This is a genomic window from Algihabitans albus, from assembly GCF_003572205.1.
Taxonomy (GTDB): Bacteria; Pseudomonadota; Alphaproteobacteria; order Kiloniellales; family DSM-21159; genus Algihabitans; species Algihabitans albus.
The window spans coordinates 240,958-252,567 of record NZ_QXNY01000001.1 but is presented as its reverse complement, the minus strand read 5'-3'; the positions used below and the strand labels follow the sequence as shown (position 1 = coordinate 252,567).

Annotated in this window: 8 protein-coding genes; 2 read left to right on the top strand and 6 right to left on the bottom strand. The window is 64.2% G+C overall.

Annotated features, from left to right (window positions below):
- Positions 1-84: 84 nt before the first annotated feature.
- The 6 genes from DBZ32_RS01185 to DBZ32_RS01160 all read right to left on the bottom strand — a co-directional run bounded on the left by DBZ32_RS01185 (position 85) and on the right by DBZ32_RS01160 (position 6,508).
- Positions 85-321 (bottom strand): hypothetical protein, encoded by a 237-nt coding sequence (locus DBZ32_RS01185; RefSeq protein ID WP_119165292.1) that lies wholly within the window; start codon positions 319-321, stop codon positions 85-87.
- Complete coding sequence (locus tag DBZ32_RS01180) at positions 321-1,664, bottom strand: porin (RefSeq protein WP_119165291.1); 1,344 nt, start codon at positions 1,662-1,664, stop codon at positions 321-323. The genes DBZ32_RS01185 and DBZ32_RS01180 overlap by 1 nt, the downstream gene beginning before the upstream one ends.
- Before the next feature lie 102 nt (positions 1,665-1,766).
- Complete coding sequence (gene arcC / locus DBZ32_RS01175; protein ID WP_119165290.1) at positions 1,767-2,702, bottom strand: carbamate kinase; 936 nt, start codon at positions 2,700-2,702, stop codon at positions 1,767-1,769.
- A 3-nt stretch (positions 2,703-2,705) separates the two neighbouring features.
- Positions 2,706-3,707, bottom strand: coding sequence for an ornithine carbamoyltransferase (gene argF / locus DBZ32_RS01170; protein ID WP_119165289.1), 1,002 nt, complete (start codon positions 3,705-3,707; stop codon positions 2,706-2,708).
- Between the two features lie 44 nt (positions 3,708-3,751).
- Entirely contained in the window at positions 3,752-4,984 is a 1,233-nt protein-coding gene (arcA, locus tag DBZ32_RS01165) for an arginine deiminase (protein WP_119165288.1), read from the bottom strand.
- Positions 4,985-5,092: 108 nt separating this feature from the next.
- Positions 5,093-6,508, bottom strand: a complete 1,416-nt coding sequence (locus tag DBZ32_RS01160; RefSeq protein ID WP_119165287.1) for a YfcC family protein — start codon at positions 6,506-6,508, stop codon at positions 5,093-5,095.
- A 602-nt stretch (positions 6,509-7,110) separates the two neighbouring features.
- On the opposite strand from DBZ32_RS01160, the gene DBZ32_RS01155 reads away from it, so the two are divergent.
- Positions 7,111-8,415 carry an efflux RND transporter periplasmic adaptor subunit gene (locus tag DBZ32_RS01155; RefSeq protein WP_119165286.1) on the top strand — a complete coding sequence of 435 codons (1,305 nt, stop codon included), beginning with the start codon at positions 7,111-7,113 and terminating at the stop codon, positions 8,413-8,415.
- Between the two features lie 12 nt (positions 8,416-8,427).
- On the top strand, positions 8,428-11,565 hold the full coding sequence (locus DBZ32_RS01150; protein ID WP_119165285.1) for an efflux RND transporter permease subunit: 3,138 nt from the start codon (positions 8,428-8,430) through the stop codon (positions 11,563-11,565).
- Positions 11,566-11,610: the final 45 nt, after the last annotated feature.

Below are 11,610 nucleotides of genomic sequence, written 5' to 3'. Positions count from 1 at the left end.
ACGTTTGTCGCAGATCTTCGCCGGGGGGTGAGCGTCGATTGGATCCCAGGCCGCCGGAGGCCCAACCATCGGACTTCGGTGGCTTCACCGGGGTGCGGTGTCCTCCGGCTGCGGTTCTCGCGGCGCTTGCTCTCGAGGCTCCTCCCCCGGATCGACCCGAAAGATCACGAACTCGCCGTCGCGGCCGCTTAGAAGGCCCGGCCCTGGAGGAATCTCCCGCGCGTTCCGGACCTGATCGCCGGGCGTCATCTCGATGCCGCCGCAGCCCGCGCTCGCGAGGCAGGTTAGCAGCGCCGTCAGGACAAAGGGGGATCTGTCCATCAGAACTTCGCCCGGCTGCCGAAGGTGAAGACATGGAGGTCCTCGGTCTCCGGCGCTCCTGAGTCCGTGTCCAAGGTGAACCAGCGGTATTGCGAGTAGAACTCCAACCCCCAGTCCTCGACAAGCTGTACGGCGGCGAGACCGACGGACCGGCCGTCGTCGCACTGGCCGCAGACGTTTTCGCCATGAGTGAAGTCGAGACCGAACCCGGTTTGGCCGAAATCGAAGAACTCGGTGTCCCATCCCAGTTTGCCGTAGAGATTGTAGGGATTGTCGCCGCCGTCGGTTTGATCCATGCCTCCCGAGAGGGTTAGACTGAGGCCGGTCGGCAGGTGCAGGATGGAGCCCGATCCGCTGAGTCGATAGTCGACGTCGTCGATGTTTGGATCCGAAACGGCGAGGGCGGCGAGGGTCAGGAAATCGCCGATCTCGACACCGCTCCAGTCGCCGTAGTCGCCGCCCCAGGTCACCGCCAGATCGTAACGGTCGCCGGCCCCCGCGGCGCCGGAGACCTGCAGGCCGGTGCCGAACACCGGCGAATCGTAAAGCACGCGGTCGCGCCGCCCGTTCCCGTCGAAGTTGAAGAAGGCATCGCCGAGAGTGATGCCCGTCAGATCGCTGCCGTCGGTGAATTGCAGGCCACCGACGATGTCGGACACGCCGGAGTACATGATCGGGCCGGCCACCAGCGAGAGGTCGTACTCGGCGGTGTCCTCGGAGGCCATGTTGCCCTTGCCGAAGGACAGTTGGCCGTAGCTGTCGTTGCGCGCGAAGATCTCGACCTTGCGCTGGTCGAAGAAGTCGTTGGACTCCTCGTTGTCCTGGCTGACGTCGAAGGAGTTGTTGGGCGAGATGGCCAGCTCGATCCTGGTGCCCAGGGTCGTGCCTTCGCCCAGGTCGCCGGTGCCTTCGAAACGGATGCGGGAGTTGGAGGTGTCGTTGTCGACGAAAAAGGCATCGCTGCCGTCGCCGTCGTTGACCAGGTTGACGGCGCGATTGACCTGGCCGGAGATGCTGAGTTTCACACGCGGCTCGCCGGAGGTGACGAGCGGCTCACCGTCGGCACGCCTTGCGTCTGCCGTGTCCTGCACCTGCTTGACATCCTCGGCCTGCTCCCGAGCCGTTTGGGCCGTATCCTGGGCTTTTTGTGCCTCGGCCCGCGTGTCCTCTAGCGCTCGCTGGAGTGTCTGCAATTGCTGCAGGACCTGGTCGAGTTGGCGTTCCAAGGCATCCACCCGCTCGTCCGTCGCCGTCTGGGCGCCGGCCGGTCCGGTCTGAAGCAGACAGGCGAGCGTGAGCGCGCCGCAAAGCGCGGTCGTCCGCGCCGAGAGTCTCCTGGTCATCGTCTCCGTCTCCTCTTTTCTGTCAGGTGAGACAGCGTCGGATGATCGAAAGCCCCTTTCGCTCGGTCCGTCGGCTGATCACTTCACGCGCCTCCGCGCGTCTTACTGCCCGTGCCAGACGGTCTCCTTCGTCTCCGCAGCGACCGTCGTTCCCGCTACGCCGGCTATGATGTCCGGCAGGTCGGCCAACGCACCGATCGCCGCCGTCCTGCCGGTTCGTTCCGTGAATTGGCAGGCCGCCTCCACCTTCGGTCCCATGGATCCCGCAGGAAAGTCGTAGCGACGAAGCGCTTCGGGCGCTGCCCGCTTGAACGCCTTGGCTTCGGGGCTGCCCCAGTCGAGGTAGACGGCGTCCGCATCGGTCGCCATGACGAAGAGATCAGCCTCCAGGTCGCGGGCCAGCAGTTCGCTGGCGAAATCCTTGTCGATCACGGCTTCGACGCCCTGCAGCTTGCGGTCCGCGCCGTAGATCGTGGGAATGCCGCCACCGCCGGCGCAAATCACGACGGTGTCGCGCTCCAACAGCCAGGTGATCGGGCGGATCTCGAAGATCCGCTTGGGCAGTGGCGAGGGCACGACGCGCCGCCACTTGTCCCCGTCCGGCTTGATCGACCAGCTCTTCTCGGCCGCCAGGCGGCGGGCCTCGGTCTCCTCGTAGACCGGGCCGATGAACTTCGTCGGATCCTCGAAGGCCGGGTCCGCCGGGTCGACCTCGATCATGGTCAGGATCGTGGCAAAGGGCGTCTCGACGGGCAGGAGGTTCCCCATCTCCTGTTCGATCATGTAGCCGATCATGCCTTCGGTCTCGGCACCGAGGACATCCAGCGGGTAAGTCTCTTCGGGTTTGTAGGCGGCGCCCTGCAAGGCCAGAAGGCCGACCTGCGGTCCATTTCCGTGGGAGACCACAAGCTGGTGGTCCCGGGCAATCGGAGCCAGCGCTTCCGCCGCGGTTCGGACGTTCGCGCGCTGGTTCTCCGCCGTCAGCGCTTCACCGCGGCGCAGCAGGGCGTTGCCGCCGAGGGCGACGACAATGCGCATGCTTCAGCTCCCGATGGTGGCGACGAGGATCGCCTTGATGGTGTGCATGCGGTTCTCCGCCTGCTCGAACTGAACGCCGGCGGGCGACTCGAAGACCTGCTCGGTTACCTCCATCTCGGTCACGCCGAACTTCTGGAACATCTCCTCGCCGACCTTGGTCTCACGATTGTGGAAGGCCGGCAGGCAGTGCATGAACTTGGTCGAGGCGACGCCGGTCGCCGCCATTAGCGCACTGTCGACCCGGTAGGGCGTGAGCAGCTTGATCCGCTCCTGCCAGACTTCGTTCGGCTCGCCCATGGAGACCCAGACATCGGTGTGGATGAAGTCGCAGCCCTTGACCGCCTCCTGAGGATCTTCGGTCAGCATCAGGCGCGCGGCATAGGTCTCCGCCAGCTTTCGCGCCGGTTTCAGAAATTCGTCGCTCGGCCAGTTCGCCTTGGGTGCGGCAATGCGGACGTCCATTCCCATCAGACAGCCGGCGATCATCAGGGAGTGCCCCATATTGCTGCGCGCGTCGCCGACGAAAGCGTAGGAGATGTCGTGCAGCGGCTTGTCGCTGTGCTCGCGCATGGTCAGCAGGTCGGCCAGCATCTGCGTCGGATGGAACTCGTCGGTCAGACCGTTGAAGACCGGCACGCCGGCGTAGGCCGAGAGCTCTTCCACGGTCTCCTGCGCGAAGCCTCGATACTCGATGGCGTCGTACATGCGGCCCAGCACGCGCGCCGTATCCTTCATCGATTCCTTATAGCCGATCTGCGAGCCGGAAGGGCCGAGGTAGGTGACGCCGGCACCCTGATCCATGGCGGCAACCTCGAAGGCGCACATGGTTCGGGTCGAGCTCTTTTCGAAGATCAGGCAGATGTTCTTGCCCTTGAGGTGCTGTTGTTCGGTACCGGTGTACTTGGCCCGCTTCAGGTCGCGCGAGAGGTCCAGCAGGAAGCGCATTTCCCGCTGACTGAAGTCGATAACCTTGAGGAAGCTGCGTCCCTTCAGATTGAAGGCCATCGAATCCCTCTCCTCTATCGCCGTGAATGCACCGTTGGGTGGCGTCAGTAATCGACCGCGTCGCGCAGGATCGGACAGGTCATGCAGTGACCGCCGCCACGGCCGCGGCCCAACTCGTTGCCGGCGATCGTGACGACCTCCACCCCCGCTTTGCGCAGCAGGGTGTTGGTGTAGGTGTTGCGCTCGTAAGCCATGACGACGCCGGGCTCGAGGGCGACCACGTTGTTGCCGTCGTCCCACTGCTCACGCTCGGCCTCGTAGGCATCGCCGCCGGTATGCACCTTGCGCAGCGACTTGAGCCCGAGCGCCTTGGCCACGACGGTGGGGAAGTCCCTTTTCTCCTCGACCACCGAGAGATCGCCTTCGGCGGACCCGGGGCGCAGAGAAAAGGGCCGGATCGCCTGCACGACGTCCGGATAGAGGTTCACCAGGTCGCGGTCGCAGAAGGTGAAGACCGTGTCCAGATGCATGGCCGCCCGATCCTTCGGCATGGCCGCGGCGATGACATGCTCGGCAGCCCCTTTGGCGAAGAGCCTGCGGGCGATCTGCCCGACGGCCTGCGGGGTCGTGCGTTCGCCCATGCCGATCAGCACGACGCCCTTGCCCAAGGGCTGGATGTCGCCGCCTTCGACGTGGGCGTGACCGTGATCGGTCTCCACGTCGTCGCCCCACCAGAAGGCGAAGTCGTCGTCCTTGAACATCGGGTGGAACTTGTAGATGGCCGCCATGTTCAGCGTCTCCTGACGGCGGGCTGGCCAGAACATGGGATGCAGCGTCACGCCGCCGTAGATCCAGGCCGAGGGATCGCGCGTGAAGAGCTGGTTGGGCAGCGGCGCGAGGACAAAGTCCTGAGGTTCGAGCAGGCGCCCCAGCATCCCCTTGGGTTCGAAGGGCAGTTCGGCGCGGCTGATCCCGCCGATGAGATGGACCGAAAGCTGGTAGGCCTCCATTTCCGTCAGGCAGGCATGGAGGTCCTGCGCCATGCCGACACCGACGATGTTCTCCGTGATGCGCAGATCCAGAAGCCACTTGCGCGCAACCGGGTCGCGCAGCGTCTCCTCCAGCAGGTCGCGGACGTGATAGACCTCGATGCCGCGCGCGCGCATTTCGTCGACGAAAGCCAGATGCTCCTGGCGCGCCCGCTTCACCCAAAGCACGTCGTCGAACAGCAGTTCTTCGCAGTTCGACGGGGTCAGGCGGGCGATGGCCAGCCCCGGTCGGTGAACGATCACCTTGCGCAGCTTGCCGACTTCGGAATGCACACCATAGGCGGTCATTTCGGGTCTCCGGGAGAAGCTGCAGCGCTTTCGCTGCGGCTCTGGTTGCAGGTCTTGTGCCGGGTGGACAGACCCGGCGTGAAAAACGGGTCTCCGAACCGGCTTCGCCTAGCCGATCAGCGTGCCGAGACTGATCGCCGCCATGATGATCGCGGTCAGGATCAGCAGCAGTGGCCACATGAAGCGCAGCCAGCGCTCGTAGGGAACCCGGCCGAGCGCTAGGCCGCCCATCACCACGGCGAAGGTCGGGTTGATCAGATTCACAAGACCGCTTGCGGATTGATAGGCGGTGACGACCAGATCGCGCGGAACACCGGCGAAGTCGCCGAGCGGCGCCATGATCGGCATGGTGAGTACGGCCAGGCCGGAGGAGGAGGGAACCAGGAAGGACAGAACGGCCTGCAGCCCGAACATGGTGTTGATGAAACCGATTTCCGACAGACCGCTGACGGCGTTCTCCGACCAGAAGAGGATGGTGTCGGTGATGTTGCCGGCATCCATCACCACGACGATTCCGCGCGCGATGCCGATCACGAGCACGACGCCGAGAAGGTCGCGCGCGCCATCGACGAAGGTATTGGTGAAATCCTCCTCGCCGATGCGCGCGATCACGCCGACGAGGATGGCGGCGACCAGGAAGAGGGCCGACATCTCAGCCATCCACCAGCCGCCGGCCGACACGCCCCAGATCATGACACCGAAGCTGGCGGCGAAGACCGCGAGCACGAGCTTGCGGGTCGCCGTGAAGTCGATTCTTTCGGCGCCTTCCGACAGGGTACGGCCCTTCAGAAAGTGCGCCTCGTTCGACGCGCGGCGGTCGGCGACGATGGAATGATCCGGGTTCGCGCGCACGCGTTCGGCATAGCGCATCACGTAGATGACGCAGGCCAGCCAGCAGAGGAACAGGATGGCAAAGCGCAGGACGATGCCGTCTGTGAAGGGCACTTCCGCGGCATCGGAGGCGATGACCGTCGCGAAGGGGTTGATCGTCGAACCCAGGGTGCCGACACCGGCGCCGAGCATGATGATGGCTACACCTGTGACCGCGTCGTAGCGCGCCGCGATCATGACCGGGATGATCAGGGCGTAGAAGGCCAGCGTCTCCTCGGCCATTCCGTAGATGGTGCCGCCCGCGGCGAAAAGCGCCATCAGGATCGGGATCATCCACTTCTCACGCCCTTTGAGCGCATGCATGGCACGATCGATGCCGGCATCGATCGCCCCGGTTTTGGTCACGACGCCCAGGAAACCGCCGATGATCAGGACGAAGAGCGCAACGTCGATGGCGCGGGCTTCGTAGCTGACCGGATCGAAGAAACCGGCGATCGGCGCCATCGCGACGTCGAAGAAACCTTGCGGATTGGGCTCGACCTGCTGGTAGGTGCCGGGAACCGGAACCTCTCTCCCCAGCTCCTCGTTCAGCTCGCGTGTGTACTGACCCGCCGGAACGAACCAGGTGGCGACGGCAACCGCCACGATCAGACCGAAGAGAATCGTGTAGGCGCTTGGAAACTTGAATGTCATCCTCGACCCTTGATGCTTTCACTGTTGTGAGCGGGAGTCACACGGCAGCCGGTCCCCACGGCCGCGCCGCGGATGCGCGGTTCCGGGTCCGGTCAGTCTGTCGGGTACAGGTTGGATAGGCGGCTCGAAGAGCTCCCGTTTGGGCGAACCGAGAGACTGCACGAATGCCGGCGCATGATTTTCGATTTGCCGGCTGTTTAAGCGCGCCCAGCAACCATGGCGGATAAGCGAAAACCGGACGGTGACATGCGATCTTCACTCGAGACACCATTCCCCGCTCTCTTTACTGGAGACAGGCCCGACACCGATGGGGCAATGTCAGAATAATAATCTGTACACAAATTAAATTCAGCGTCAATGCCATGACATTCCGGTCGCTCTCTGGCCATGCCGGTCGGTCTGTTTTTCTTCCAGGAATTGTGCTTCCGACGTGACGCATCCGGACAGCTAGAATCCTTGCCCGGTCAGCGTTTCGACGAAGGGCGGCAAGGCAATCCAGGGTGGGCGGCTCAGATCGAATAATATCGCATTCGAATGGGCCTTCGGGTAACGTCCCCGGCGTTGGGTTATCCCATGCTCAGGCCTTACCCTGGAAGGTGACGATGCTTGGCAGCAATCCGGAGCTTCGGCGTAAACCCGGGCTTCGCGGCAAGTCTCGAGGTCTTAGCCTTCTTGGCGGTGCCTTCGGCGCGCTGCTGTTTCTGGCAGCCTGCGAGGAGCAGAACACCTACGCACCTCCACCACCACCGACCGTTACGGTAGCCCAGCCGTTGATCCGGGACGTGACCGAGTATCTGGAGTTCAGCGGTACGACGGCAGCCTACGCAAGAGTCGAGATTCCGGCGCGGGTTCCGGGCGTGCTGCAAGCCGTCCATTTCGAGATTGGCAGTGAGGTCTCGAAGGGCGATCTGCTCTTCACGATCGATCCTCAGGAATACGACGCCTCGGTCCAGGCCACCGAGGCCGAGCTTGCGCGCGCGCAAGCCGTGTTGAGCGAGGCGGAGAAGACGCTTGGCCGGGCCCGAACCCTGATCCAGCGGGGCAACATCTCCCAAGCCAGTCTCGACGAGGCGGAGGCGAACTACCTTTCGGCGGAGGCCGAGGTTCTGGTCCGCGAGGCCAATCTGACAAGCGCGCGAATCGACCTCGGTTACACGCAGGTGACGGCGCCGATGTCGGGCCGTGTCGGCCGGAACCTGGTCGACGTGGGCAATCTGGTCGGGCAGGGCTCAGCCACGGTGCTGACCGACATTACGGTCTACGATCCCATCCACGTCTACTTCGAGGTCAACGAGCGCGACCTGCTGCGCGCCATCGAACGGATCCGTAGTCAAATCGGAGAAGGCGGCTCGGCCAGAGATCAAGCGAACTTTCCAATCGAAGTCGGGCTGACGACAGAGGAGGGTTACCCCCATGTCGGTGTCACCGATTTCACCGAGTCGCAGGTGGACCCCAACACGGGAACGCTACAGGTTCGCGGCGTTTTGGAAAATCCGGGCAAACAGCCAGCTCTGCTTCCGGGGCTCTTCACCAGGGTGCGCGTCCCGATCGCGGAGCGCGCGGCGATGCCACTGGTCAGCGAGAACGCCGTTGGCTTCGATCAGAGCGGACGGTATCTGCTGGTCGTCAATGACGAGGGGATCGTCGAGAAGCGGACCGTGACGCTGGGGCAGCTCGTCGAGGGCTTACGGGTGATCGAGCGGGGAATCGACCCGAGCGACAGAGTCATCGTTACCGGCGTGCAGCGCGCCCGGGAAGGAATAGCGGTTCAGGCGGAGGAGATCGACATGATGTCGCTGCTGCTCTCCGCGAACGGTGCTTCGGCCAGCGAAACCGGCCGGCGGGGAGATGGCCAGAGGGCTACCGGAGACAGTCCAGGCGCCGCACCCGACGCGGCAACCGACTGATCGGCGGCGGAGATGTCCTCCCGGTTCTTCATCGAGCGGCCGATCTTTTCGAGTGTCATCTCGATCGTCATCGTGATCGCGGGCCTGGTGACGCTGTTCGGCCTGCCGATCGCGCAGTATCCCGAGATCACGCCGCCGACCGTTCAGGTCAGCGCGGTCTATCCGGGCGCCAGCGCGGAGGTGATTTCGGAGACGGTCGCCGCGCCGATCGAACAGGAGGTCAACGGCGTCGAAGGCATGATCTACATGTCCTCGACCAGTGCCAGCGACGGCTCCTACAGTCTGACGGTGAGTTTCGAGGTCGGAACCGATCTCGATCTCGCGCAGATTCTCGTCCAGAATCGGGTCGCTCTCGCCGAGCCGGGCTTGCCCGAGGAGGTGGTTCGGCAGGGCGTCAGCACCAAGAAGCAATCCACCAATATCGTCATGATCGTCTCGCTATCCTCGCCGGATGGGCGCTATGACGAGCTGTTCCTCAGCAACTTTGCCACCCTGCAGCTGCGCGACCGTCTGAGCCGCGTCGAGGGCGTGGGTGAGGTGTCGGTCTTTCCGAGCAGCGACTACAGCATGCGGATCTGGCTCGACCCTCAGCAGTTGAGGTCGCGCGAGATCACCACTCAGGAGGTTCTGGCGGCCGTCCGCGAACAGAACGTCCAGGTTGCCGCCGGCCAGATCGGCCAGCCACCGGCGCCGGAAACGCAAGGCCTGCAGTTGTCGGTCAACGTGCTCGGTCGTCTCAGCGAGGTGGAGCAGTTCGAGGACATCATCGTCAAGACCTCGGCGGATGGGCGCATCGTGCGCTTGCGCGATGTCGCTCGGGTCGAGCTGGGTGGCCAGAACTATAACCTGACCTCGACTCTGGAAGGTTCGAGTTCCGCCAGCGTCCTGATCTATCAGCTTCCCGGCGCCAATGCGCTGCAGGTGGCCACCGACGTCCGGGCCGCCATGGAGGAGGTGTCGCCTCTGTTTCCCCAGGGTGTGGACTACGCCATTCCCTACGACACGACCCTGTTCGTCCAGGCCTCCATCGATGGTGTCGTGATGACGCTGTTTCAGGCCGGCGTGCTGGTCTTTCTCGTCCTCTTTCTCTTCCTGCAGGACTGGCGGGCGACGCTGGTGCCGGCGGTCACGATCCCCGTCGCGCTGATCGGCACCTTCGCCGTGATGGCCGCCTTGGGTTTCTCGCTTAACATGCTCACGCTGTTCGGGCTGGTACTGGCGATCGGTGTGGTGGTCGACGACTCCATCGTGATCGTCGAGGCCACGGCCTCGCATATCGACAAGGGGCTGAGTTCCAGGGACGCGGCGATCAAGGCGATGTCGGAGGTCTCCGGCCCGGTCGTCGCCACCAGCCTGGTCCTGATGGCGGTCTTCATTCCGGCGGCCTTTCTGCCGGGGATCACTGGCGAGATGTACCGGCAATTCGCCTTGACGATCGCCGCCGCGACGGTCTTTAGCACCCTGAACGCTCTGACCTTGAGCCCGGCCCTCTCCGCCCTGCTGCTACGGCACCAGCCGGAGCGCAAGAACGTCTTCTTTCGCGGCTTCGACAAGGCCTTCGCCGTGGCTGGCTCCGGCTACGCCGGCGTCGCGCGATCTCTCCTGCGCCGCGCGGCCCTGGCGATGGTGGTGTTCGTCGGCCTGCTGGCGCTCACCGGCTGGCAGTTCACGCAGATCCCGACCGGCTTCCTGCCGCAGGAGGATCAGGGCTATCTGATGGTCAACGTGCAGCTTCCGGACGGCGCGTCTCTGGGTCGCACAGATCAGGTGCTTCGGCAGATAGACGGAGTCGTCGAAGGAATGCCCGGTGTCGAGACCTGGGTTTCGCTCGGCGGTTTCTCTCTGATCGACGGTACGGCCGCTTCCAACTCCGCAGTCGTTTTCGTCGTACTGACCCCTTGGGAGGAGCGCAGGGAGCAGACTCTCAGCGCGGATGCCATCCTGGGCGACTTGCAAGGCCGGCTGTTCGGAATCCAGGAGGCGGTGGTCTTCGGCTTTCCGCCGCCCGCGATCAGCGGTCTCGGCGTGTCCGGCGGTTTTCAAATGCAGCTTCAGGCGCGAGGTGGCGGCGGTTTGATGGGGTTGGGGGCCATGGCGCAGGAGCTGATCGTCGACGGCAACGCCCAGTCAGGCCTGACCAATCTCAACACGACCTTCCGTGCCTCCGTGCCTCAGCTCTTCGCGGAGGTCAACCGCACCCAGGCCAAGAGGCTCGGCGTTTCCCTCGACGAGATCTTCGGAACGCTGGAGGCCTATCTCGGATCCGCCTACGTGAACGACTTCAATCGCTTCGGCCGGACCTGGCAGGTCAAAGTCCAGGCCGACCATCGCTTCCGTCTGACACCCGAGGACATCCGGCGGCTCGAGGTCCGCAACGCCAATGGCGACATGGTTCCAATGGGTGCCTTGGTCGATGTCGACTACATCACCGGACCGCAGACGATCCTGCGCTACAATCTCTATCCGGCGGCTTCCATCACCGGCCAGGCGGCGCCGGGTTTCAGCTCCGGTCAGGCGCTGTTGCTGATGGAGGCGATGGCGGACGCCAAGCTGCCGGTCGCGATGGGCTACGAATGGACCGGCGTCTCCTATCAGGAACGGCAAGTCGGCAACGAAGCGATCGCGGTCTTCGGACTTGCGATCTTGCTGGTCTTTCTGGTGCTTGCGGCCCAGTACGAAAGCTGGACCAGCCCCGCCGCCGTCATTCTGGTGGTGCCGTTGGCGATCCTGGGGACCGTGGTCGCTCTCCTGATCGGCGGGTCGGACAACAACGTCTACACCCAGATCGGGATCGTCCTGCTGATCGGTCTGGCCAGTAAGAACGCCATCCTGATCGTCGAGTTCGCCCGGCAGGAGCGGGTAGGCGGGCGTGGTATTCTGGAAGCGGCCGCCGAGGCTTCAAGTCGGCGGTTCCGTCCGATCCTGATGACGGCGATCTCCTCCATCGCCGGCTTCATGCCGTTGCTGCTCGCTACAGGTGCCGGCGCGGCGAGCCGACAGGCCGTGGGTAACGCGGTCGTCGGCGGCATGATCGCCGCAACGCTGATGTCGCTGCTCTTCACCCCGGTCTTCTATCTGGTGATGCAGCGTCTCAGCGAACGCTCCTGGCGCAAAGCCGTGACGGGCGAAGCCAAGGCGCCGGCCGAGTAGACGATCCGCCGATAGCGCGGCTGCGCTATCGGCGCAGAGGTGGAA

Bases quoted from the DNA above. Each gene is read 5' to 3' on its own strand.
- DBZ32_RS01160 (WP_119165287.1), bottom strand. From the start codon at position 6,508: ATGACATTCAAGTTTCCAAGCGCCTACACGATTCTCTTCGGTCTGATC.
- DBZ32_RS01180 (WP_119165291.1), bottom strand. From the start codon at position 1,664: ATGACCAGGAGACTCTCGGCGCGGACGACCGCGCTTTGCGGCGCGCTC.
- argF (WP_119165289.1), bottom strand. From the start codon at position 3,707: ATGGCCTTCAATCTGAAGGGACGCAGCTTCCTCAAGGTTATCGACTTC.
- DBZ32_RS01185 (WP_119165292.1), bottom strand. From the start codon at position 321: ATGGACAGATCCCCCTTTGTCCTGACGGCGCTGCTAACCTGCCTCGCG.
- arcA (WP_119165288.1), bottom strand. From the start codon at position 4,984: ATGACCGCCTATGGTGTGCATTCCGAAGTCGGCAAGCTGCGCAAGGTG.
- arcC (WP_119165290.1), bottom strand. From the start codon at position 2,702: ATGCGCATTGTCGTCGCCCTCGGCGGCAACGCCCTGCTGCGCCGCGGT.
- DBZ32_RS01155 (WP_119165286.1), top strand. From the start codon at position 7,111: ATGCTTGGCAGCAATCCGGAGCTTCGGCGTAAACCCGGGCTTCGCGGC.
- DBZ32_RS01150 (WP_119165285.1), top strand. From the start codon at position 8,428: ATGTCCTCCCGGTTCTTCATCGAGCGGCCGATCTTTTCGAGTGTCATC.